We start from the raw sequence: 23,357 nt of genomic DNA on the forward strand, positions 1-23,357 counted from the left end.
CACTGACCGACCGTCAGTCCGCGGCGGACGCCCCGCCCTCCGACCCGACGTCCCGCTCTCGCCCGTGCCGCTACCGCCCGTCCCGCTACCGCCCGTGCCGCTGGTAGCTGCGGACGGCGAGCGGTGCGCAGAGCACCAGCAGCACCGCGGCCCAGAGCAGGGCGGCGGTCACCGGGTGGTGCAGCGGCCAGGCCGTGCCCGACCCGGCCGGATTGCCGAACAGCCGCCGGGCCGCGGCGACCACCGCGCTGATCGGGTTCCACTCGGCGACCGCCCGCAGCCAGCCGGGCATCCCGCCGGTCGGCACGAAGGTGTTGGTCACCATGGCGACCGGGAAGGTCAGCACCGCCAACTGTCCGGCGATGTCCTCGCGGCCGGCGGCCAGGCCCAGACAGGTGCCGAGCCAGGTCATCACGAACCGGAAGAGCAGCAGCAGCGCGAAGCCCGCCAGCACCGACCCGAGTCCGCGGTGCACCCGCCAGCCGGCCAGCAGCCCGACCAGCGCGAGCAGCGCCAGCACCACGGCGCTCACCAGCAGGTCGGCCAGGGCGGTGCCGAGCAGCACCCCGAACCGGGAGACCGGCATCGAACGGATCCGGTCGGCCGCCCCGCGGGTCAGGTCACGGGCCGCGCCGACCATCGTCGGGGTGATCCCGTTGACGCTGACCATGGCGAACAGGCCGGGCAGCAGGAACTCGCGGTAGTTGCCGCCGGGCACGGCCATCGCACTGCCGAAGACGTACCCGAAGACCACCACCATGATCACCGGTACCGCGAGCGAGGCCGCCACCAACCCCGGCGAGTGGCGGTAGTGCAGCAGGACCCGGCGGGCCGAGGTGACCGCGTCCCGGAGGACACCGGCCGACCGCGCGGGGCCCGCCGCACCCCCCGGGGTCGCGGCGTCCGGCGCACCCACGGCACCCACCGCGCCAGGCGTCGAGACCGCCATCACGCCGCCACCTCCGCCCCGGTGCCGGCCGCGACCCCGTCCCCCGGCCCTGTCCCGTCCCCCGGCCCTGCCGGCGCTCCTGCACCGGCTCCTGCTCCTGCACCTGCACCTGCACCGGTCAGCGCGAGGAAGACGTCGTCCAGGGTCGGCGTGCGCAGCGCCACGTCCCGCGCCGCGACGCCCGCCTGGTCCAACTCCCGCACCAGCTGCGGTAGCGAGATCTCCCGACCGGGCCGGGAGACCACCGAGACCAGCAGCCGGTCGGCGTCGGTCCCCGGCTCGCCACCGGTGAGCCGGGCCACCACCCGGGCCGCGTCCGGCAGTTCGCCCGCGCTGCCGACCGCCACCTCGACCCGGGCGCCGATCGAGGCCTTGAGCCGGTCCGGTGGACCGTCGGCGATCGCCCTGCCCTGGCCGATCACCAGCACCCGGTCGGCCAGCCGGTCGGCCTCGTCCAGGTACTGGGTGGTGAGCAGCACCGTGGTGCCGCTGCCGGTCAACTCCCGGACCGCGTCCCAGATCTCGCCCCGGCTGCGCGGGTCGAGTCCGGTGGTCGGCTCGTCCAGGAAGAGCACCGGGGGGCGGGTGACCAGGCAGGCCACCAGGTCGAGCCGGCGCCGCTGCCCACCGGAGTAGGTGCGCACCAGACGGTCGGCGACGGCGTCGAGCCCGAACCGGGTGAGCAGCTCGGCGCTGCGCCGACGGGCCTCCCGGCCGCCGAGGTGGTGGAACCGCCCGACCAGCTCCAGGTTCTCCCGGCCGCTGATCCCCTCGTCGACGGCGGCGTGCTGGCCGGCCAGGCCGATGCTGCGGCGCACCTGGTCGGCCTGGGTGCGCACGTCGAAGCCGGCCACGGTGGCGTTGCCCTGGTCGGGCACGGCGAGGGTGGCCAGGATCCGCACGGCGGTGGTCTTGCCGGCACCGTTCGGGCCGAGCAGGCCGTAGATGGTGCCGGCCGGCACGGCCAGGTCGAGCCCGGCCAGCGCCTGGGTCTTCCGGTAGCGCTTCACCAAGCCTTCGGCTCGGACCGCGAGTTGCTCCCGGGACATGACGATCCCCTCCCTCTCTAAGTACAGCGTACGTAGAAGAACGTTGCGCTCATCGTACTACGTACGTCGTACGGTGTCGCGGGGCGGTGTCCTAAGATGAACTGGCCCCTCGGATGAGGAGGCGAGCTCACGAGCCATCGCGAGCTCGTGAGAAAGGCGAGCTGATCAGTCCCGTGCCACCCGAGAAGTCCACCCCCGCCGCCGCAGAGCTCATCTGGCTGCGCCCTGAGCGCACCGGCCGCGGACCGCGCCCCGCGCACAGCCGCGCCTCGATCGCCGAGGCCGCCGTGGCACTCGCGGACGCCGAGGGGATGGCGGCGGTGACCATGCGGCGGATCGCCGCCGAGCTGGGCGCGGGCACCATGTCGCTGTACAACTACGTGCCCAAGAAGGAGCAGCTGCTCGACCTGATGCTGGACGCCGTGTGCGGCGAGTACCGGCTCCCCGAGCAGCCGAGTGACGACTGGCGCGCCGACCTGCGCCTGCTCGCCCACCAGCAGCTGGACATCCTGCGCCGCCACCCCTGGGTGGTGACCCTGATCCGGACCCGCCCCTCGCTCGGCCCCAACAGCCTGCTCTACACCGAGTTCTTCCTCGGCGTGCTGCGCGACGCCGAGCTGACCGGTAGTCAGAAGATGGAAGCACTGGCCATGTTGAGCGGCTTCATCTGCCAGTTCGCGGACTGGGAGAACGCCACCCGGGCGGCCGCCGGCAGCTCCGCCGAGTGGCAGCGCGAGCTGGTCGAGTACCTGACCGGCGTCGCGATGAGCGGCGACTACCCGCAACTCGCCGCCACCCTGGGCGCCGGCAGTGGCCCGACCGACCCGGCGGCCTCCTTCGACCGCCTGCTGGACAAGGTGATCACGCTCCTGGCCACCCCCTGAGCCCGGCGCCTCGCAGTCGCACTACCCTGGCCGAGTGATCACCGTACTGGTCAACGGCCTGCCCGGCGCCGGCAAGACCACGCTGGCCCGAGCCCTGGCCGCCGAGCTGGGCCTGCCACTGTTCAGCAAGGACGCGGTCAAGGAGACCCTGGCCGACCAGCTGACCCGACTCAGGCCCCCGGGCTGCTCCGACCGCGAATGGAGCAAGCACCTGGGCGCCGCGGCCGGCGAGACGCTCTGGACCCTGCTCGCCGAGGCCCGCGGCGCGGCCGTACTGGAGGCCCCCTGGCTCGCCCCACTGCGACCGGTCGTCGCGGCGGGCCTGCGCCGGGCCGGGGTGACGGAGGCGCAGGAAGTCTGGTGCGAGGTGCCGTTGGCGCTGGCCTGGCAGCGGTTCGCCGACCGCATACCGGACCGGCATCCGGTCCACCCCGAACGCGCCGGCGGTTTCGAGGGCTACTGGGACACCTGGGCCCGGGACGCCGAACCGCTGGCTCTAGGGCCCGTGCACCGGATCGACACGAGCGGCCCGGTCGATGTCGGGGCGTTGGCGGAGCTCCTTCGCGGCAAGGGGATGTGACGCTGCGTCATATCGGGACGCGCCTCGAACTGTTGTCCCAGCACCTCGGGGAGCGAGGGTCCGTGGTGCCCGGCGAAGTCAGTGGTCGGCCGTCGCCACAAGGCGTCGCAGTGCGGCTTGGGCCGGCGGGCCCCACGTGGCCTTGCCGCCCGGGCGGCCGTGGACGCCGGCTTCGCCGATGAGGATCCCGGAGAGGGCTCGCGACACCGCGCAACCGCGGGCGCGGCGCAGGGTCGCGGCATCCGGGGTCGGCCGGTAGGCGTCGTGGAAGCGGTCGGCGGCACCGTCCGGCAGCAGGATCCAGGCGGCGGCGAGGTCGTAGGCCGGATCGCCCGCGCAGAGGTCGCCGAAGTCGATCACACCGCAGAAGGTGCCGTCCGCGGTGAGGATGTTGGCCGGGTGCAGGTCGGCGTGGAGCCAGAGCGGCGGGCCCGACCACTCGGGTGCGGCGAGGGCGTCCTCCCAGATCGCGCGGACGGCGTCCGGGTCGGGGACCAGCCCCAGTTCGGTGGCCGAGACAAGCTGCCGGGCGAACCCTTCGGCGGCGTCGGCCAGTGGTCCCCCGCGGCCGCGGCCGACCGGTGCCCCGTCCGGGGCGGGCTGGTGAAGAACCGTCAGGAAGGCGGCCAGGCTGTCGGCTGAATCCGCGCCACGCGTGACAGGGGCCCGGTCGGCGGGGGTGCCCGGCACCCAGGTGGTGATGATCCAGGGCCGCGGGAACCGCTCGGAGGGCTCCCCGAGACGCTGCGGGACGGGGACCGGCAGCGGAAGGCGCGGCGCGAGGGAGGGCAGCCAGGCGTGCTCCTTGCGCAGCAGTGCATCGGCCGACTCGGTCGCCCAGGGCATCCGGACGGCGAGATCGTCGCCGAGCCGCCACAGCTGGTTGTCCCAACCACGTGCGCCGAGCGTGACAGGGCGACCGGCCAGGTCGGGGTGCTGGTCGCGCAGCAGGTCCCGGACCAGCTCCGCGGTGATCTCGAGCTCGGTGTGGGTCATGCGGAGCAACCATAGCCGGGCCGGCGGCCCCCTCCTGACGAAGAGCCAACTCACTGCCACACCAGGCGGGTTCGGGCAGGCCCGGCTCGGCGCGTGCGACGCTCCCCGCAGCTCCGCCCCGAGAAACGCGATCACCACGACCAGTCGATGACCAACGGATGACAGATGACAGATATTGAAATCTGTCATCTGTCATCCGTTCTCGCTCCCCTGCCCGGTCACCCCCCGGGCGCCCCCGGTCACGCAGCCGCGAAACCGCTCACCCGATCAGCCGCGCAGCCGCTCAACCCCTCACGCCGTACGGCGCAGCAGGGCCAGGTACATCGCGTCGGTCCCGTGCAGGTGTGGCCAGAGCTGGATGTCCGGGCCGTCACCCAGGCCGGGCAGGTCCGGGAGCAGCGGGCGGGCGTCGATCCACTCCACGTCGGCCCGCCCGCGCAGCACGTCCTCCACCACCGCCCGGGTCTCCGCCAGGTGCGGGGAGCAGGTGGCGTAGCCGACCACGCCGCCGACCCGGGCCGCGGCCAGCGCCGAGCGCAGCAGGTCGCGCTGGAGCGGGCCGAAGCCGGCCACGTCCTCCGGTCGCCGGCGCCAGCGCGCCTCGGGCCGGCGGCGCAGCGCACCGAGACCGGAGCAGGGCACGTCCACCAGCACCCGGTCGAAGCTGCCGGGGCGCCAGGCGGGCCGGGTGCCGTCGGCGGTGATCACGGTGTAGGGCCCGGGGTTGCCGTCCAGGGCGCGGGCCACCAGACGGGCCCGGTGCTGCTGCCGCTCGCTGGCGACCAGCGCCGCGCCGCGCTCCGCGGCCAGCGCGCCGAGCAGCGCGGCCTTGCCGCCCGGTCCGGCACAGCCGTCCAGCCAGAGCCGGTCGCCGCCCTCCAGCGGCGCCGCCGCCAGCGCGAGCGCGACCAGCTGGCTGCCCTCGTCCTGCACGCCGGCCAGGTTCTCCTGCACCGCGGGCACCGTACCGGGGTCGCCGCCCTCGGCCAGCCGCACCGCGTAGCGGGACCAGCGGCCGGGCGAGCTGTCGGGCAGCTCGGTGGCGAGCTCCGCCGCCCCGATCCGCCCGGGGCGGGCCACCAGGGTGACCTCGGGACGCTCGTTGTCGGCCCGCAGCAGTTCCTCGATCGCGGCCCGGCCGGCGGAGCCGGGCTGCCAGCGGCCGAGCGCGTCCCAGAGCGCGGCGACCACCCAGCGCGGGTGCGAGTGGACCACGGAGAGGTGGTCCTCGGCGTCCTCGTCGTACGGCGGGGCGACCTCGGCGATCCAGGCGTCCAGCTCCTTGGCGCTGATCCGGCGCAGCACCGCGTTGACGAACTTGGCCCGGCCGTCGCCGAGTTCGGCCCGGGCCAGCTCCACGGTGGCGGAGACCGCGGCGTGCACCGGGATCCGGGTGGCGAGCAGCTGGTGCGCGCCCAGCGAGAGCACGTCCAGCACCGGCGGGTCCACCTCGCGCAGCGGGCGGTCGATGCAGGCGGCGATGATCGCGTCGTAGGTGCCCTGCAGGCGCAGCGTGCCGTAGACCAGCTCGGTGGCGAGCGCCGCGTCGCGGCGGTCCATGCCGCGCTGCTCGGCCTCGCGCAGCAGCGCGGGCAGGATCAGGTTGGCGTAGGCGTCGCGCTCGTCCACGGCCCGCAGTGCGCGGAAGGCGACCCCACGGGCGGGGTCCTTCTTCGGCCGGCGGTGCGGGCGCGGCGGACGCTTCCCGGCCGGCGCGGCCGCATCGGTCGCGCCGGCGGGCTTGCCGGACTGCGTGGACCCACCGGACTGGGCAGGCCCGCCGGACTGCCCCGGCTTACCGCCCCGGGCGCCGCCGCCGGACTTCCCGGGCTTGCCGGACTGGGTGGAACTGGCCGGGCGCCCGCCGGGGGTGCCGCGTCGGCCGGGAGTGTTGCTCATCAGGAGAACCTCAAAGTGCTTCGGACGTCTCGGACACGGTAACGCGCTCAGCCGCCGAGCACCTCGCCGCTCTCGATCCGCACCCCGCGCGCCCAGTCGGCCGCCCGCATCGCCTTCTTGCCCTGCGGCTGCACCTCGCCGAGTTCGAGCTCGTGGCTGCCGGTGCCGATCCGCACCGCGTTCTTGCTCACCGCGAGCTCGCCGGGCGCCAGCGCCGACTCCTCCGGGAGCAGCCGCACCGGCCCGGCGAGCTTCAGCCGCTCGCCGCGGAAGGTGGTCCAGGCGCCGGGCGCGGGGGCGCAGCCGCGGACCAGGCGGTCGATCCGCAGCGCCGGGTGGGCCCAGTCGATCCGGGCGTCCTCGACGTTGATCTTGGGTGCCAGGCTGATCCCGTCGGCCGGCTGGGGCACGGCGATCAGGCTGCCGTCCTCGATGCCGTCCATGGTGGCGGCCAGCAGGCCGGCACCGGAGCGGGCGAGGCGGTCGAGCAGTTCGCCACTGGTGTCGGTGGGCCGGATCTCCTCGGTGATCACGCCGAAGACCGGACCGGAGTCCAGGCCGCGCTCGATCCGGAAGGTCGAGGCGCCGGTCACCTGGTCACCGGCCAGCACCGAGTGCTGGACGGGGGCGGCACCGCGCCAGGCGGGCAGCAGCGAGAAGTGCAGGTTCACCCAGCCGTGCCGGGGGATCTCCAGGGCCGGCTCGCGCAGCAGCGCGCCGTAGGCCACCACCGGGCAGCAGTCCGGGGCCAGCTCGGCCAGCCGGGCCAGGAACTCCGGCTCGCTCGGCTTGGCCGGCTTGAGCACCTCGATCCCGGCCTCCGCCGCACGCTGCCCGACCGGGCTGGCGACCAGCTTGCGACCGCGCCCGGCGGGGGCGTCGGGACGGGTGACCACGGCGACCACCTCGTGCCGTTCGGAGGCGAGCAGCGCATCGAGCGCGGGGACGGCCACCTCGGGGGTTCCGGCGAAGACGAGACGCAATGCACGTGCCCTTTCTCAGGAGCAGCAGGCTCAGGAGCAACAGGATCGGGCTCACGAGCAGCAGAATCAGGAGCAGCAGGATCAGGACGGGGTCGAAGACGTGGGCGCGGGGCCGGAAGGCGTCAGCCGGCCGGCGTCAGCCGACGGCGCCGAAGGTGCTGTGCGGGGAGAGCCGCACCACGGGGGCGGGGCCCTCGCCCCACTCCGCCTCCCGGATCGCCCGCATCGCTTCCTTGCGGCGCTCGCGGTCCAGGCGGTCGATGAAGATGATGCCGTCCAGGTGGTCGGTCTCGTGCTGGATGCAGCGGGCCAGCAGCTGGGTGCCCTCGACGGTCACCGGGTCGCCGTGCTGGTTGAAGCCGCGGGCCACCACGCCGTGCGCGCGCCGGGTGTCGAAGCGCAGGCCGGGCAGCGAGAGGCAGCCCTCGGGGCCCTCCTGCTCCTCCTCGCTGAGCGACAGGTCGGGGTTGATCAGATGCCCCGTCACACCGTCCACGTGGTAGGTGAAGACCCGCAGCGAGATGCCGAGTTGGGGAGCGGCGAGGCCGGCACCGGGGGCGTTCAGCATGGTCTCGGTGAGGTCCCGGACCAGCGTGCGCAGTTCCTTGTCGAAGGTGGTCACCGGCTGCGCCTTGGCGCGCAGCACCGGGTCGCCGAAGATCCGGATCGGCTTGATCGCCACTGCGGCGGCTCCTTTCTCGGGCCTTGGTCCGGTCGATCCCGCGGGCCGGGCCCAGGGATCTGCTCGGGCGCGCGACACGTCAGTCTATGCGGTGCCGCACCCCGCCCGGGCCGCCCTTTTCACCGCTCCCCCACTGCAGCCCGGCGCCCGCCGCACCACCGCCGATCGTCGTCGAATCGAACCCGCACGCCGAGACGCGTGACCCCGGACCCCGCTTTGGCGTTGGTCAAAGCAGATTGACCGCGAGACGGCCGAGTACGGATCGACTGCACGTTTCACCTCGACCGCACGTTTCACCGCGATTAGCAGCTCACCGAGTTCCACCGCTGTTTCACCGTTCACGTTCACGTTCACGTTCACGTTCACCGTTCGCCGAGATCACCGAGCCCACCCAAGCTCGCCGAGTTCGACGTTGTTCACGGTTCAGCACGTTCCACCGCTGTTCCGCCGTTTCACGGATTTCCCCGCGAGTTCCACCGGGCCCGGCGCGAGGCCCCAATTCACTTTGCACGGAAGGTGGCCGAAAGCACGATGGCCGAGCAGATCAACCACGACACCCGGGCACGGGCGAGTCTGCACCTGCTGGTGCGGGACATCGAACGCGTCCGCCGCCAGGTCGACGCCCTGCGCACCCTCACCGCCCAGTTGGGCAACGTCTACCGGCCGCGCCGCCCCAGCAGCTCCGGCGGCTTCGTGGTGTACGGGCGGGCGCCGGCACCGACCGTGCGGCTCGCCCAGGAGCTGCGCGAGAGCGTGGAGACGCTGGTCGCGGCGGCGGTGGAGTTCGACCGGGCGCTCGGGTTCTCCTGGGACTCGGTGGGCTCCGCCCTCGGGGTGACCAAGCAGGCGGTGCACCGCCGCTACGGGATGCGCCGCTCGGCCACCGAGCTGCTCGGCGCCGCAGGTGGCGCGGCGGCCGGCAACCCGGCACTCGGCGGCACGCTGCCCTCCCCCAGCACGCCGCGCGACGACCGGCTGGCCGAGGAGCCGGTGCCGGCCCCCGAGCCCGCCGCCGCTGCCCTGGCCCGCGCGGTACCGGCGGCCCGCCAGAGCAGCCTGGACCGTTCCGGCGTGCCGCTGCGCGGCTGACCGCCGCCGCCCGGGTGGGTGCGGGGTGCGCGAGGGCCCGGACCGCCACCCCGCACCCGGGCGAAGCGGTCGCCACCCCGCACCCAGGCAGCGCAGCCGCCACCCGCACCCCGGCCGACGCACTCACCCCCTGGCCGACGCACTCACCCCCCGGTCTCGCCCCCGCTCACCCGATGTCCAGCGGATCGATCCGCACCTTGACCGGCTCCGCCCCCCGCAGCGCCACCCGGGCGATCTGCGCCGCCTTCAACGCCGCCGCCAGCGCACCCCCCTGTCCGGGGCGCACGCGCAGCAGGGCGCGCTCCTGTTCCTGGCCGCGCACCGGCGGCAGCGGGACCGGGCCGAGCACGTCGGCCTCCGCCGGCAACCGGGTCATCGCCAGCAGGTCGGCCACCGCGGTGGGCGTACCGCTGACCGACGCCATCCGGGAGACCGGCGGGAACCCCAGCTGGGCCCGCTCGGCCAGCTCCAGGTCCGCGTGCCCGGCCGGGTCCCAGCGGACCAGCGCCTGCACGGGCCGCGCGGACGGCTCGGCCACGACCACCACCAGACCGCCCTGCTCGGCCGGCCGGACCAGCGCGGCCGCGGCCAGCCAGAGCCGCAGCGCCTCCTCACCGGCCCGCAGGTCGGGCCGGCCGAGCAGGGCCCAGCCGTCCAGCAGCAGCGCGGCCGCGTACCCCGGCCCGGCCGCCACCGGCTCGGCCCCGGGAGTGGAGATCACCAGCGCCGGTTCGTCGGGCACCGAAGCCAGCACGGCATCCCGCCCCGAGGTGCGCACCGTCACCCCCGGGAAGGCCTTGCCCAGCTCCTCCGCGGTCCGCCGGGCGCCGACCACCTGGGCCCGCAGCCGGAACGACCCGCACTCGGCGCAGTGCCAGTCCGCCGTCTCGATGCCGCACCAGGCGCAGCAGAGCGCCTGGTCCGCACCCACCGCCTGCAGCGGCCCGGCGCAGTGTTCGCAGCGGGCCGGGGTGCGGCAGCGTCCGCAGGCCAGCCGCGGGACGTAGCCACGGCGCGGCACCTGGACCAGCACCGGGCCGCTGCGCAGCGCCTCGCGGGCGGTCTGCCAGGCGACGCTGGGCAGCCGGGCGGCCTGTGCGGCGGCGTCCCGGGCCTGGTCCTGCTCCTCGACGGTGCGCACCCGGGGCGCGGTCTGTCGGACCACGGCCCGGTCGGCGGCCAGCGGCCGGGCCCAGCCGGTGTGCAGCAGCTGGGCGCCCTCGACCGTGACGGCGAGCCCGCCGAGCAGCACCGCCGCGCCCTCCTCGGCGGCGCGCAGCAGCGCCACCTCGCGCACGTGCGGGTGCGGGGCGCGCGGGTCGCTGTGGCTGCCGTCGCCGTCGTTCCAGACCACCAGCAGGCCCAGGTCGTACACCGGGGCGAAGACCGCGGCCCGGGTGCCGACCACGGCGTGCACCGCGCCACGGCTGACGGCGAGCCAGTTGCGGTAGCGCTCCTTGGGGCCGAGGTCGGCGGTGAGCACGGTGTGCCGGCCGGGGCCGCCGAGCAGTTCCTCGAGCGCCTCGTCCACCCGGGCGACGGCCCGCCCGTCGGGCAGCACCACCAGGGCGCCGCGGCCGCCGGCCAGGGTGGCGACGACCGCGGCGGCGATCTCCCGCGGCCAGTCGGGGCCGGGCAGCGCGGTCCAGACGGCGCGCGGGGCCCGGCCGGCGGTGAGCGCGGTCAGGAAGTCGGGGCCGTGCGGGTAGCGCTGCCAGCTGCCGGGGGCGGGTGCGGCCGGCGGCGGCAGCGGCGCGGGCGAGGGCTCGGCCTCGGCCTTGGCGTGCCGGGGCGGCACGGCCAGCTGCAGCACGTCGGCCAGGCTGCCGGCGTACCGGTCGGCGATGGTGCGGCTGAGCTTCAGCAGCGCCGGGGTGAGCACCTGCTCGGACGAGAGCACCTGGGCGAGCGGGGCGAGCGGACCGGCGTAGTCGCTGGCGGCCAGCCGGGCGACGATGAAGCCGTCGTGCAGCTCGCCGCCCTCCCGGCGGCCGGAGGCGGCGACCCGGGCGCCGAACCGGACCCGGACCCGGACCCCGGGCTGGGCGTCCTCGGCCATCGCCACCGGGACGGCGTAGTCGAAGAACTTGTCGAGCTGGAGCAGCCCCTTGTCGACCACCACCCGGGCCACCGGCAGCTCCTCGGCCAGGTGCGCGCCGTGCCAGGTGCGCGGCTTGGCCCGGCGCACCGTCTCGCGGATCAGCGCCAGCTGCTCGGGCGGCCCGCCCGCGGGGGTGTTCTCGCTGCTCATCTGCCTTTCCTCGGCCCGCCGGACCCGCGGTGAAGTCCAGTCGTACCACGTCCCACCGACACCCGGACCGTGCAGCACTGCCGCACGGTGCAGCACCGCCGCACGGCCGCACGCCACAGCGCTGCCGCACACCGCCGCACCGCGCAGCCCGCCCGGACGACGCAGCCACCCCCACAACCGACCGCGGCGGCGACCCCACAACCGACCGCGGCGGCGGCGACCACCTCGAGGTGAGGGGTCGCCGCCGCCGCGGTCGTCGCTCGGTTCAGCCGGCGCCGGTCACGCCTCAGGCGTGCGCGGCCGCCTTCAGCTGGTCGGCGCGGTCGGTCCGCTCCCAGGTGAAGTCCGGCAGCTCGCGGCCGAAGTGGCCGTAGGCGGCGGTCTGGGCGTAGATCGGGCGCAGCAGGTCCAGGTCGCGGATGATCGCGGCCGGGCGCAGGTCGAAGACCTTGGTCACGGCCTCCTGGATCTTCAGCACCGGGACGGTCTCGGTGCCGAAGGTCTCCACGAACAGACCCACCGGCTCGGCCTTGCCGATCGCGTAGGCGACCTGGACCTCGGCCCGGCGGGCCAGGCCGGCGGCCACGATGTTCTTGGCGACCCAGCGCATGGCGTAGGCGGCCGAGCGGTCGACCTTGGACGGGTCCTTGCCGGAGAAGGCGCCGCCGCCGTGGCGGGCCATGCCGCCGTAGGTGTCGATGATGATCTTGCGGCCGGTCAGGCCCGCGTCACCCATCGGGCCACCGATCTCGAACCGGCCGGTCGGGTTGACCAGCAGGCGGTAGTTCGAGGTGTCGATGGTCAGGCCCTGCAGCACCGGCTCCACGACGAACTCGCGGATGTCGGGGGCGAGCAGCGACTCCAGGTCGATGTCGCTGGCGTGCTGGGTGGAGACCACCACGGTGTCCAGGCGCACGGCCTGGTCGCCGTCGTACTCGATGGTGACCTGGGTCTTGCCGTCGGGGCGCAGGTAGGGGATGGTCCCGTTCTTGCGCACCTCGGTCAGCTTGCGGGAGAGCCGGTGCGCCAGGGTGATCGGCAGCGGCATCAGCTCAGGCGTGTCGTCGCACGCGTAGCCGAACATCAGGCCCTGGTCACCCGCGCCCTGGCGGTCCAGCTCGTCCGTCTCGTCGCCCTCGACCCGGTGCTCGTGCGCGAAGTCCACGCCCTGCGCGATGTCCGGGGACTGCGAACCGATCGAGACCGAGACGCCGCAGGAGGCGCCGTCGAAGCCCTTCTTCGAGCTGTCGTACCCGATCTCGAGGATCTTGTCGCGGACCAGCTGGGCGATCGGCGCGTAGGCCTTGGTGGTGACCTCGCCGGCCACGTGCACCAGACCGGTGGTGATCAGCGTCTCGACGGCGACCCGGGAGGTCGGGTCGTCCTTGAGCAGGGCGTCGAGGATGGTGTCGCTGATCTGGTCAGCGATCTTGTCGGGGTGACCCTCGGTCACGGACTCCGAGGTGAACAGGCGGCGAGACACAGCGCTCCCTGGGGTTGCAGCGGCTGCTGACTGAACGCTCCGGCCGGGCCGGGGCATCCGGAAAGACTTGATTCCTGGAGTGTAACGGTCAGCTATCGCCGTTCAACACTCCCTGCAGGGTTTATGGACAGATCGTCTCGATCCGTGGTCACCCGAGCCGGGGAACGACCAGGTCCCAGATGGCGTCGGCCACGTCCTCCTTGGGACCGGCGGCGATCGGGGTCTGCGCACCGTCGGTGGCCAGCACCACGGCCTCGTTGGTGTCCTGGCCGAAGGCCAGCCCCTCGCCCACCTGGTTCACCACCAGCAGGTCGCAGCCCTTGCGGGCCAGCTTGGCCCGCCCGTTCTCCAGCACCCGGTCGGTCTCGGCGGCGAAGCCGACCACCAGTTGGCCGGGTCGCGCCCGGCTGCCGGAGAGCTCGGCCAGGATGTCCGGATTGCGCACCAGGGCGACCGGGGCCGGCTCCACCCCGTCCTGCTTCTTGATCTTGACCGCGGCGTACTCGGCCGGGCGGAAGTCGGCCACCGCGGCGGCCATCACCACCACGTCCGCGTCGGCGGCGGCCTTGACCGCGGCCTCGCGCAGCTCGACCGCCGTGGTGACCTTCTTCACGTCGACCCCGGCGGGGTCCGGCAGGTCCACGTTGGCGGCCAGCAGCGTCACCCGGGCGCCACGCGCGGCGGCGGTGACGGCCAGCGCGTAGCCCTGCTTGCCGGAGGAACGGTTGCCGAGGAAGCGCACCGGGTCCAGCGGCTCGCGGGTGCCGCCGGCCGAGACCACCACGTGACGGCCGGCCAGGTCGGCCTCCCCCGCGCCGCGGGCCAGCACCCGGCGGCAGGCGGCGAAGATCGCCTCCGGCTCGGGCAGCCGGCCCTTGCCGGTGTCCACGCCGGTCAGCCGGCCCACCGCCGGCTCCAGCACGATCGCGCCGCGGCGGCGCAGCGTGGCGACGTTCTCCTGGGTGGCGGCGTGCTCCCACATCTCGGTGTGCATCGCGGGGGCGAAGACCACCGGGCAGCGCGCGGTCAGCAGGGTGTTGGTGAGCAGGTCGTCGGCCAGCCCGTGGGCGGCCTTGGCCAGCAGGTCCGCGGTGGCGGGGGCGACCACCACCAGGTCGGCGCGCTGCCCGATCCGCACGTGCGGGACCTCGTGCACCCGCTCCCAGGTCTCGGTGGCGGCCGGCCGCCCGGAGAGCGCGGCCCAGGTGGCCTCGCCGACGAAGTGCAGCGCGGCCGCGGTCGGCACCACGGTGACCGCGTGCCCGGACTCGGTGAACCGGCGCAGCAGCTCGCACGCCTTGTAGGCGGCGATCCCGCCGCTCACACCGAGGACCACCTGGGGCTGCCGCACGGTGCCGGTCTCAGTCACGGGGCTCGTCTCAGTCACGCGTTCACCTTACGGCCACTCAGCCGGGCCGACCGCGGCGGCCCGACACCGGCACCCGGTGCCCGGGCCCGGCAGCACCCGGCACCGCTGGCCCGGCCCCGCTGGCCCGACCCCGGGCACGACGAAGCCCGCCGGGTCTCCCCGGCGGGCTCGGTCGTGCAGGTGCCCTGCGTGCTGCCTCAGGCGGCGTCGACGGCCTCGGCGGTCAGCATGCCGGCGTTGATCTCGCGCAGCGCGATCGACAGCGGCTTCTCGTGCACGTGGGTGTCGACCAGCGGGCCGACGTACTCCAGCAGACCCTCGCCGAGCTGCGAGTAGTAGGCGTTGATCTGGCGCGCGCGCTTGGCCGCGTAGATCACCAGGCTGTACTTGGAGTCCGTGGCCTCGAGCAGCTCGTCGATCGGCGGGTTGATGATGCCCTCGGGCGCGGTCATGGAAGAGGACACGCGAAAACCTTCCGAAAGGGTGGCTAGGAACATTCCTGATCAGTTCTCCGCCCGATGTGGCCGGGCCGTTTCCGGCCGGCTCGTCGGATCAGAAAGATCGGATCAGTTTACACCGAGCAAGGCTAGCAGCTCGGCCGCAACCTGCTCGACGGAGGTGTTCACCAGCGTGGTGTCGAACTCGGGCTCCGCGGCCAGTTCGGTGCGGGCCGCCTCCAGCCGCTGGTCGATGACCTCCTGCGGCTCGGTGCCGCGGCCGGTGAGCCGGCGGACCAGCTCCTCCCAGCTCGGCGGGGCCAGGAAGACCAGCTGCGCCTCGGGCATCGACTCGCGGACCTGACGGGCACCCTGCAGGTCGATCTCCAGCAGCACGGGTTCGCCGCGCTCCAGTCGCTCCTCCACCGCCTTGCGGGGGGTGCCGTACCGGTTCCCGGCGAAGACGGCCGACTCCAGCAGTTCGCCGTTGGCGACCAGCTTGTCGAACTCGTCGTTGTCGACGAAGTAGTAGTGGACCCCGTCCCGCTCGCCGGGTCGCGGGTGCCGGGTGGTCGCCGACACCGAGAGCCACACCTCGGGATGCTGCTGCCTCATATGAGCGACGACCGTGCTCTTGCCGACCCCGGAGGGGCCGGAGAGCACGGTCAGCCGCGGACGTTCACTCATGTACCGATTATCCCGGATCCCGGACGATCCGGAGACCACGCCGCAGGTCCGGGAACCGGAGGGTGTTGCGTCAGGACGCGTTCTGACCGAACTCGCGCTCCAGAGAAGCGATCTGGTTGGTACCGAGACCGCGCACCCGGCGGCTCTCGCTGATCCCCAGGCGCTCCATGATCTGCTTGGCGCGGACCTTGCCGACGCCCGGAAGGCTCTCCAGCAGGGCGGAGACCTTCATCTTGCCGATGACCTCGTTGTCGGCCTTGCCGGCCTTGATCACCTCGTGCAGGGACGCGCCCGAGTGCTTGAGCCGGTTCTTCACCTCGGCGCGCTCCCGGCGAGCCTCGGCGGCCTTGGCCAGCGCGGCGGAGCGCTGTTCAGGGGTAAGGGGCGGAAGAGCCACGCCGTTCACCTCAGGGTCTGGAAGGAATTGAAGTGCTAGGACATTGGTCGTACCAGGAGCCTGCCGCAGCCCGAACCGGACTGGACCGCAGTGGAACCTAGCCGCTCTGACCTGCGAGAGCAACGAGGAACTCCCTGCCTTGGACCCCTACCGCCGGACACTACCCGCATTGCGCGCCCACGTCAGGAAAAGAAGCCGAAAAGTCCTGGTCAGCATAGGTAGCCCAGGACTTTTCGGGAGAAAACGGCCCGGTTTGGGCCCCCTTCGTCAAGCGAGTGTGACAGCCCTCACATCGTCGACGAAGCGCTGCGCGGCCTCCCGCAGACCCGTCACGGAGGGTCCGTGCTTGAGCACGTCGCGACTCACGCTCGGCACCACGGCCGGCACCGCCGCACCGAAGACCCGCGGCAGGTCCGCCATGGTGGCCCCCTGCGCGCCGATCCCCGGGGCCAGCAGCGGGCCGTTGATCGCCAGGTCCACCCCGGCGTCGGCCAGCGTCGCGCCGACCACCGCGCCGAAGGAGCCCAACGGCTCGGCGCCGGCGTTCTCCGCCGCCAGGTGCCGCAGCACCCGCTGGGCCACGCTGACGCCCTCGGCGTCGGCGGCGCGCTGCACCTCGAAGCCCTCCGGGTTGGAGGTCAGGGCCAGCGCGAAGATGCCGCAGCCCTGCTCGCGGGCCAGGTCCAGGGCCGGGCGCAGCGAGCCGAAGCCGAGGTAGGGGCTGACCGTCAGGGCGTCCGAGAAGAGCGCGCTGTCGGGCCGCAGGAAGGCCTCGGCGTAGGCGGCCATGGTCGAGCCGATGTCGCCGCGCTTGGCGTCCATCAGCACCAGCGCACCGGCCGCGCGGGCCTCGGCCACGGTGGTCTCCAGCACCGCGACGCCCTTGCTGCCGAACCGCTCGAAGAAGGCGGCCTGCGGCTTGAGCACGGCGACCCGGTCGGCCAGCGCCTCGACCACGGTGCGGCTGAACCGCTCCAGACCGGCCAGGTCGTCGCCGAGTCCCCAGGCGGAGAGCAGGGCGGCGTGCGGGTCGATGCCGACGCAGAGCTGACCGCGCTCGGCCATGGCGTCGTGCAGTCGGGCGCCGAAGGGGGCGAGAGTCATGAGGTCCTTTCCGGACGAGGTGGGCCTGTTCAGGAGTCGAGCAGGTCAGGACAGGTGGGGGCGGTGGGCGAAGCCCACCGCGTCGGTGTACTTGGCGAAGCCGCGGGCGGCCAGTTCGGCCCGGAGTTCGGCCAGGATGCGCCGCGGGGCGGCCGGGTCGTGGAAGAGCGCGGTGCCCACCGCCACTCCGCTCGCCCCGGCCAGGGTGAACTCCAGCGCGTCCCGCCCGGTGCTGATGCCGCCCATGCCGAGGATCGGCACCTGCGGGATCCGGCCGGCCAGCATCGCGGCGTGCACCTCCCAGACGCAGCGCAGCGCGATCGGGCGCAGCGCCGGCCCGGAGAGCCCGCCGGCGCCGGCCGCCAGGGCGGGGCGCAGCGTGTCCAGGTCGATGGCCATGCCCACGGCGGTGTTGATCATGGACAGTCCGTCGGCGCCGGCGTGCACGCAGGCGGCGGCGATCTCGGTGATCGAGGTCACGTCCGGGGAGAGCTTGGCGTAGACCGGCAGTTCGGGGTCGGTGACCTTGCGCACCGCGCGCACCACGTCGTACGAGGTGGCGGGGTTGCGGGCGAAGACCAGGCCGCGGTCGGCCAGGTTGGGGCCGGAGATGTTCAGCTCGATGCCGACCACCCCGGGCTGCCCGTGCAGCCGGGCGGCGACCTCGATGAACTCCTCCAGCCGCTGCCCGGCGATCGAGACCAGCACCCGGGCGCCGCGCTCGGCCAGCCAGGGCAGTTCCAGCCGCAGGAACCGGTCGATCCCGGAGCCCTGCAGGCCGATCGAGTTGAGCATCCCGGAGGGGGTCTCGGCCATCCGCGGGGTGGCCTCGCCGGCCCGCGGGTAGGGCATGATCGTCTTGGTGGTGACGGTGCCCAGCTCGGCGAGCGGCACGAACCGGGCCAGTTCCCGCCCGTAGCCGGCGCAGCCGGAGGCGGTGCCGATCGGGTTGGGCAGGGTCAGGTGGCCGAGCGGCGCGCTGAGGTCGACGTCCTGCGGTTCCATCACGCCCCCACCCCCATCGCGGCCGCGCCCTCCAGGTCGGGCGGCACGGTGCCGATGTCCGACCAGCGCACCCGGGCGCCGTCGAAGACCGGCCCGTCGGTGCAGGCCCGGACGAACCGGCTGCGGCCGTCCGCGCCGATCACCGGCAGCACGCAGCTCATGCAGAACCCGGTGCCGCAGGCCATCGCCGCCTCGACCGCGGTGTGCACCCGCACCGAGCGCTCGACGGCGGTCTCGGTGACCTGGCGCAGCATCGCGGTCGGGCCGGCCGCGTAGACCACGCCGGCGTCGATCGCGTCGATCGCCTCGCCCAGCGGATCGGCGGCCCGCCCGGTCAGGCCGCGCGAGCCGTCCTCGGTGAGCACCAGCACGTCCTGGGTGAGCGCCTGGGCCTGCTCGACGCCGTACAGCCCGTCCGCCCGGGCGGCCCCGAGGACGAAGCCGACCTGCCCGCCGCGGCGCCGGATCTCGGCGCCCAGCGCGAACAGCGGGGCGGCCCGGTGCCCGGCGCCGACCAGCAGCGCGCTGACCGGGCCGTCCGGCAGCGGGAAGGGGGTGCCGAGCGGGGCGAGCAGGTCCAGCCGGTCGCCGACCCGGGCGGCGGCCAGCTCCCGGCTGCCGGCCCCGCGCGGGGCGATCACCAGCTCGACGGTCTCGGCCGCCGGGTCGGCCCGGTGGATCGAGAAGGGCCGGCGGAGCAGCAGCGCGGAGTTCGCGCCGCCGACCGCGAGGGTGGCGAAGTGGCCGGGCCGCACCCGCTGCGGCACGCCGGGGGCGTGCAGCACCAGGCGGTGCACCGCCCCCTCGGGGTGGTTGGCGAGCACCTCGGCCCGCAGCTGCAGGGGGTTGGCCACGGTTCGGCCCCTTTCGACCACGCCGGCTGCTTCTCGGTTACGGCTGCTTCTCGTTCACTGGCAGTCGGAACTCTCCCAAATCTGTCCGCCGGCTGTCACATTGCCCCGATTTATGACATCTCGTCAGACGATCATCCAAGTCCGGGGCGGCCTGCCAGGGCCCGCCCCGGGCGGAGGAGCCCCGCTCAGGCCCCGGTGCCCACCGCCTCGGCGATACTGGCGAAGCCCGCCCGGCGCAGCCGCAGGCTCAGCCCGCGGTGCACCCGGCGCATCCAGAACGGTCCCTCGTAGATGAAGGCGCTGTACCCCTGCACCAGGTCGGCACCGGCCAGGATCCGCTGCCAGGCGTCCTCGGCGGTCTCGATGCCGCCCACCGAGACCAGCACCAGGCGACCCTCGGTGCGCTTGCGCAGCCGCTTCAGCACCTCCAGCGAGCGCTCCTTCAGCGGCGCCCCGGAGAGCCCGCCCATGCCGATCTGCTCGACCCGGGCGGCGCTCTCGCGCAACCCGGAGCGGCCGATCGTGGTGTTGGTCGCGATGATCCCGTCCAGGCCCAGCTCCAGCGCCAGGTCGGCGACCGCGTCCACGTCCTCGTCGGCCAGGTCGGGGGCGATCTTGACCAGCAGCGGCACGTGGTGCGGGCAGGCGCGGTCGGCGGCCTCGCGCACCGCGGTCAGCAGCGGGCCCAGGTGCGAGACGGCCTGCAGGTTGCGCAGCCCCGGGGTGTTCGGCGAGGAGACGTTGACCACCAGGTAGTCCGCGTGCCCGGCCAGCCGCTCGGTGCTCTTGACGTAGTCGGCGACCGCGTCGGCCTCCTCGACCACCTTGGTCTTGCCGATGTTGACGCCCACCACCGGGGAGAGCGAACCGCGCTGACGCTGCGCCAGCCGGGTCGCGATCCGCGCCGAGCCCTGGTTGTTGAAGCCCATCCGGTTGATCAGCGCGCGGTCCTCGACCAGCCGGAACAGCCGCGGCGCCGGGTTGCCGGGCTGCGGCTCGCCGGTGACCGTGCCGATCTCCACGTAGTCGAAGCCGAGCATCGCCAGGCCGTCGATCCCGACCGCGTTCTTGTCGAACCCGGCCCCCAGGCCGAACGGGCCCGGCAGGTCCAGGCCCAGCGCGGTGGTGCGCAGCGCCGGGTCGCGCGGGGCCAGCGCCAGGGCGACCAACTGGCGCAGCCCCGGTACCGAGGCGGCCAGCCGGATCCAGAAGAAGGCCAGGTGGTGCGCCTTCTCGGGGTCCATCTTGCGGAAGACCAGATTGAACAGCAGCTTGTACACGCTCGAAGCGCCTTCCTCACATGGATGTGGGAGGCACCCGCGCCGGGTGCCTCCCACTCACGATCCTGCTACTTGCGGGCCGCGTTGATCAGCGCCGCGTGCTCCTGCAGCGACATCACCCCGACGTCGCCGCGGGTCAGCGCGTCGATGCCCTGCACCGCCGCGCCCATCGCCTGCACCGTGGTCAGGCACGGCACGCCGCGGGACACCGCGGCGGTGCGGATCTCGTAGCCGTCGAGGCGGCCGCCGGTGCCGTAGGGGGTGTTGATGATCAGGTCGACCTCGCCGTCGTGGATCAGCTGCACGATGGTCCGCTCGCCGTTCGGGCCGGTGCCCTCGCTGTGCTTGCGCACCAGGGTGGAGGGGATCCCGCCGCGCTGCAGCACCTCGGCGGTGCCGGAGGTGGCCAGCACCTCGAAGCCCAGCTCGACCAGGGCCCGGGCCGGGAAGACCAGGTTGCGCTTGTCGCGGTTGGCGACCGAGACGAAGACCTTGCCCTTGGTCGGCAGCGAGCCGTAGGCCCCGGCCTGGGCCTTGGCGTAGGAGGTGCCGAAGACCTTGTCGATGCCCATGACCTCGCCGGTCGAGCGCATCTCCGGGCCGAGCACGGTGTCCACCCCGCGGCCGTGCACGTCGCGGAAGCGCGACCACGGCATCACGGCCTCCTTGACCGAGATCGGGCAGTCGGCCGGCAGCGTGCCGCCGTCGCCCTCGGCCGGCAGCAGGCCCTCGGCGCGCAGCTCGGCGATGGTGGCGCCGAGCGAGATCCGGGCGGCCGCCTTGGCCAGCGGCACCGCGGTCGCCTTGGAGGTGAACGGCACGGTCCGGGAGGCGCGCGGGTTGGCCTCCAGCACGTAGAGGATGTCCCCGGAGAGCGCGAACTGGATGTTGATCAGACCGCGCACCCCGACGCCGCGGGCGATCGCCTCGGTGGAGGCGCGCAGCCGCTTGACGTCGTGGCCGCCGAGGGTGATCGGGGGCAGCGCGCAGGCCGAGTCACCGGAGTGGATGCCGGCCTCCTCGATGTGCTCCATCACGCCGCCGAGGTAGAGCTCGGTGCCGTCGAAGAGCGCGTCGACGTCGATCTCCACCGCGTCGTCCAGGAAGCGGTCGATCAGCACCGGGTGCTCGGAGATCAGGCCGGCGTGCCGCTCCAGGTAGGAGGCGAGGCTGGCCTCGTCGTAGACGATCTCCATGCCGCGCCCGCCGAGCACGTAGGAGGGGCGGGCCAGCACCGGGTAGCCGATCTCGTCGGCGATCGCCTTGGCCTCCTCGAAGGAGAAGGCGGTGCCGTGCTTGGGCGCGGGCAGCCCGGCGTCCCGGAGCACCCGCCCGAAGGCGCCGCGCTCCTCGGCCAGGTCGATCGCCTCCGGCTGGGTGCCGACGATCGGCACGCCGTTCTCCTTGAGCGCCTGCGCCAGGCCGAGCGGGGTCTGGCCGCCGAGCTGGACGATGACGCCGGCCAGCGGGCCGGCCTGCTGCTCGGCGTGCACGATCTCCAGCACGTCCTCCAGGGTGAGCGGCTCGAAGTAGAGCCGGTCGGAGGTGTCGTAGTCGGTGGAGACGGTCTCCGGGTTGCAGTTGACCATGACGGTCTCGTAGCCGGCCTCGGCGAGCGCGAAGGAGGCGTGCACGCAGGAGTAGTCGAACTCGATGCCCTGGCCGATCCGGTTCGGGCCGGAGCCGAGGATGATCACCGCGGGCTTGGTGCGCGGGGCGACCTCGCTCTCCTCGTCGTAGGACGAGTAGAAGTACGGGGTCTTGGCGGCGAACTCGGCGGCGCAGGTGTCGACCGTCTTGAAGACCGGGCGGATGCCCAGCGCGTGCCGCACCTCGCGGACCACGTCCGGCTTGAGGCCGCGGATCTCGCCGATCTGCTGGTCCGAGAAGCCGTGCCGCTTGGCGTGCCGGAGCAGCTCCTGGTCCAGCTCGGCGGTCTCGGCGAGCTCGACCGCGATCTCGTGGATCAGGAAGAGCTGGTCGACGAACCACGGGTCGATCTTCGTCGCGTCGAAGACCTCCTGCGGGGTGGCGCCGGCCCGGATCGCCTGCATCACGGTGTTGATCCGGCCGTCGGTCGGGACCTTCGCCGTCTCCAGCAGCTCGGACTTGTCGCCGGGCTCGCCGACCCAGGAGAACTGCGAGCCCTTCTTCTCCAGCGAGCGCAGCGCCTTGTTCAGCGCCTCGGGGAAGTTGCGGCCCAGCGCCATCGCCTCGCCGACCGACTTCATGGTGGTGGTCAGCGTGGCGTCCGCGCTCGGGAACTTCTCGAAGGCGAACCGCGGGACCTTGACCACCACGTAGTCGAGGGTCGGCTCGAAGGAGGCCGGGGTCTCCTCGGTGATGTCGTTGGGGATCTCGTCCAGGGTGTAGCCGACCGCCAGCTTGGCGGCGATCTTGGCGATCGGGAAGCCGGTCGCCTTGGAGGCCAGCGCCGAGGAGCGGGAGACCCGGGGGTTCATCTCGATCACGATGATCCGGCCGTCGTCCGGGTTGACCGCGAACTGGATGTTGCAGCCACCGGTGTCGACGCCGACCTCGCGGATCACCGCGATGCCGATGTCGCGCAGCACCTGGTACTCGCGGTCGGTGAGGGTCATGGCCGGCGCCACGGTGATCGAGTCACCGGTGTGCACGCCCATCGGGTCGAAGTTCTCGATCGAGCAGACGACCACGACGTTGTCGTTCTTGTCGCGCATCAGCTCGAGCTCGTACTCCTTCCAGCCGAGGATGGACTCCTCCAGGAGCACCTCGGTGGTCGGCGAGAGGGTCAGGCCCTGGCCGGCGATCCGGCGCAGGTCCTCCTCGTCGTGCGCGAAGCCGGAGCCGGCGCCGCCCATGGTGAAGGAGGGGCGGACCACCACCGGGTAGCCGCCGAGCGTCTCGACGCCCGCCAGCACGTCCTCCATCGAGTGGCAGATCACCGAGCGGGCCGACTCGCCGTGGCCGATCTTGGCCTTGACGGCCTCGACGACCTGCTTGAACAGCTCGCGGTCCTCGCCCTTGTTGATCGCCTCGACGTTGGCGCCGATCAGCTCGACGCCGTACTTCTCCAGCGTGCCGGCCTGGTGCAGGGCGATCGCGGTGTTCAGCGCGGTCTGGCCGCCCAGGGTGGGCAGGAGCACGTCGGGGCGCTCCTTGGCGATGATCTTCTCGACGAAGTCCGGGGTGATCGGCTCCACGTAGGTGGCGTCGGCGATCTCCGGGTCGGTCATGATGGTCGCCGGGTTGGAGTTCACCAGGACGACCCGCAGGCCCTCGGACCGCAGCACGCGGCAGGCCTGGGTGCCGGAGTAGTCGAACTCCGCCGCCTGGCCGATCACGATCGGGCCGGAGCCGATGACCAGGACGGACTTGATGTCAGTGCGCTTCGGCACGG

The 23,357-nt window shown here is 73.5% G+C and carries 20 protein-coding genes; 3 read left to right on the top strand and 17 right to left on the bottom strand.

Annotated elements, in window-relative coordinates:
* Positions 1–85: 85 nt before the first annotated feature.
* On the bottom strand, positions 86–949 hold the full coding sequence (locus ACQRUO_RS03435; RefSeq protein WP_428314179.1) for an ABC transporter permease: 864 nt from the start codon (positions 947–949) through the stop codon (positions 86–88).
* Positions 949–1,998 carry an ATP-binding cassette domain-containing protein gene (locus ACQRUO_RS03440; protein WP_428314180.1) on the bottom strand — a complete coding sequence of 350 codons (1,050 nt, stop codon included), beginning with the start codon at positions 1,996–1,998 and terminating at the stop codon, positions 949–951. Before ACQRUO_RS03440 ends, ACQRUO_RS03435 begins: the two co-directional genes overlap by 1 nt.
* Before the next feature lie 173 nt (positions 1,999–2,171).
* On the opposite strand from ACQRUO_RS03440, the gene ACQRUO_RS03445 reads away from it, so the two are divergent.
* Positions 2,172–2,882, top strand: coding sequence for a TetR/AcrR family transcriptional regulator (locus tag ACQRUO_RS03445; RefSeq protein WP_428314181.1), 711 nt, complete (start codon positions 2,172–2,174; stop codon positions 2,880–2,882).
* Between the two features lie 34 nt (positions 2,883–2,916).
* Positions 2,917–3,462, top strand: coding sequence for an AAA family ATPase (locus tag ACQRUO_RS03450; RefSeq protein ID WP_428314182.1), 546 nt, complete (start codon positions 2,917–2,919; stop codon positions 3,460–3,462).
* A 78-nt stretch (positions 3,463–3,540) separates the two neighbouring features.
* Here ACQRUO_RS03450 and ACQRUO_RS03455 read toward each other — a convergent pair whose 3' ends face one another.
* From ACQRUO_RS03455 to def, 4 genes are all read right to left on the bottom strand, one after another.
* Positions 3,541–4,458 carry an aminoglycoside phosphotransferase family protein gene (locus ACQRUO_RS03455; RefSeq protein WP_428314183.1) on the bottom strand — a complete coding sequence of 306 codons (918 nt, stop codon included), beginning with the start codon at positions 4,456–4,458 and terminating at the stop codon, positions 3,541–3,543.
* Positions 4,459–4,749: 291 nt separating this feature from the next.
* Complete coding sequence (locus ACQRUO_RS03460) at positions 4,750–6,357, bottom strand: RsmB/NOP family class I SAM-dependent RNA methyltransferase (RefSeq protein WP_428314184.1); 1,608 nt, start codon at positions 6,355–6,357, stop codon at positions 4,750–4,752.
* Positions 6,358–6,404: 47 nt separating this feature from the next.
* Positions 6,405–7,340, bottom strand: a complete 936-nt coding sequence (gene fmt / locus ACQRUO_RS03465) for a methionyl-tRNA formyltransferase (protein ID WP_428314185.1) — start codon at positions 7,338–7,340, stop codon at positions 6,405–6,407.
* 136 nt (positions 7,341–7,476) lie between these two features.
* Complete coding sequence (gene def, locus ACQRUO_RS03470) at positions 7,477–8,022, bottom strand: peptide deformylase (RefSeq protein WP_428314186.1); 546 nt, start codon at positions 8,020–8,022, stop codon at positions 7,477–7,479.
* Between the two features lie 531 nt (positions 8,023–8,553).
* On the opposite strand from def, the gene ACQRUO_RS03475 reads away from it, so the two are divergent.
* On the top strand, positions 8,554–9,111 hold the full coding sequence (locus ACQRUO_RS03475) for a hypothetical protein (protein WP_428314187.1): 558 nt from the start codon (positions 8,554–8,556) through the stop codon (positions 9,109–9,111).
* 166 nt (positions 9,112–9,277) lie between these two features.
* Here ACQRUO_RS03475 and ACQRUO_RS03480 read toward each other — a convergent pair whose 3' ends face one another.
* The 11 genes from ACQRUO_RS03480 to carB all read right to left on the bottom strand — a co-directional run bounded on the left by ACQRUO_RS03480 (position 9,278) and on the right by carB (position 23,355).
* On the bottom strand, positions 9,278–11,362 hold the full coding sequence (locus tag ACQRUO_RS03480) for a primosomal protein N' (protein ID WP_428314188.1): 2,085 nt from the start codon (positions 11,360–11,362) through the stop codon (positions 9,278–9,280).
* A 286-nt stretch (positions 11,363–11,648) separates the two neighbouring features.
* On the bottom strand, positions 11,649–12,845 hold the full coding sequence (metK, locus tag ACQRUO_RS03485; RefSeq protein WP_428314189.1) for a methionine adenosyltransferase: 1,197 nt from the start codon (positions 12,843–12,845) through the stop codon (positions 11,649–11,651).
* A 148-nt stretch (positions 12,846–12,993) separates the two neighbouring features.
* Positions 12,994–14,196 (bottom strand): bifunctional phosphopantothenoylcysteine decarboxylase/phosphopantothenate--cysteine ligase CoaBC, encoded by a 1,203-nt coding sequence (gene coaBC / locus ACQRUO_RS03490; RefSeq protein WP_428314211.1) that lies wholly within the window; start codon positions 14,194–14,196, stop codon positions 12,994–12,996.
* Between the two features lie 215 nt (positions 14,197–14,411).
* Positions 14,412–14,678 (bottom strand): DNA-directed RNA polymerase subunit omega, encoded by a 267-nt coding sequence (rpoZ, locus tag ACQRUO_RS03495; RefSeq protein WP_035840778.1) that lies wholly within the window; start codon positions 14,676–14,678, stop codon positions 14,412–14,414.
* Between the two features lie 102 nt (positions 14,679–14,780).
* Positions 14,781–15,338 (bottom strand): guanylate kinase, encoded by a 558-nt coding sequence (gene gmk, locus ACQRUO_RS03500; RefSeq protein ID WP_428314190.1) that lies wholly within the window; start codon positions 15,336–15,338, stop codon positions 14,781–14,783.
* Between the two features lie 70 nt (positions 15,339–15,408).
* Positions 15,409–15,735: an integration host factor, actinobacterial type gene (mihF, locus tag ACQRUO_RS03505; protein WP_428314191.1), complete on the bottom strand. Its 327-nt coding sequence runs from the start codon at positions 15,733–15,735 to the stop codon at positions 15,409–15,411.
* Between the two features lie 267 nt (positions 15,736–16,002).
* A complete protein-coding gene (pyrF, locus tag ACQRUO_RS03510) occupies positions 16,003–16,839 on the bottom strand; it encodes an orotidine-5'-phosphate decarboxylase (RefSeq protein WP_428314192.1) in 837 nt (278 codons plus the stop codon).
* Positions 16,840–16,884: 45 nt separating this feature from the next.
* Positions 16,885–17,844, bottom strand: coding sequence for a dihydroorotate dehydrogenase (locus tag ACQRUO_RS03515; protein ID WP_428314193.1), 960 nt, complete (start codon positions 17,842–17,844; stop codon positions 16,885–16,887).
* Complete coding sequence (locus ACQRUO_RS03520) at positions 17,844–18,698, bottom strand: dihydroorotate dehydrogenase electron transfer subunit (protein ID WP_428314194.1); 855 nt, start codon at positions 18,696–18,698, stop codon at positions 17,844–17,846. Before ACQRUO_RS03520 ends, ACQRUO_RS03515 begins: the two co-directional genes overlap by 1 nt.
* Before the next feature lie 185 nt (positions 18,699–18,883).
* A complete protein-coding gene (locus ACQRUO_RS03525; RefSeq protein ID WP_428314195.1) occupies positions 18,884–19,978 on the bottom strand; it encodes a quinone-dependent dihydroorotate dehydrogenase in 1,095 nt (364 codons plus the stop codon).
* Between the two features lie 68 nt (positions 19,979–20,046).
* The gene (gene carB / locus ACQRUO_RS03530) at positions 20,047–23,355 is read right to left on the bottom strand and encodes a carbamoyl-phosphate synthase large subunit (protein ID WP_428314196.1); all 3,309 of its coding nucleotides are present in this window, start codon (positions 23,353–23,355) and stop codon (positions 20,047–20,049) included.
* Positions 23,356–23,357 lie beyond the last annotated feature (2 nt).

Source organism: Kitasatospora sp. LaBMicrA B282, assembly GCF_050325825.1.
Classification (GTDB): Bacteria; Actinomycetota; Actinomycetes; order Streptomycetales; family Streptomycetaceae; genus Kitasatospora.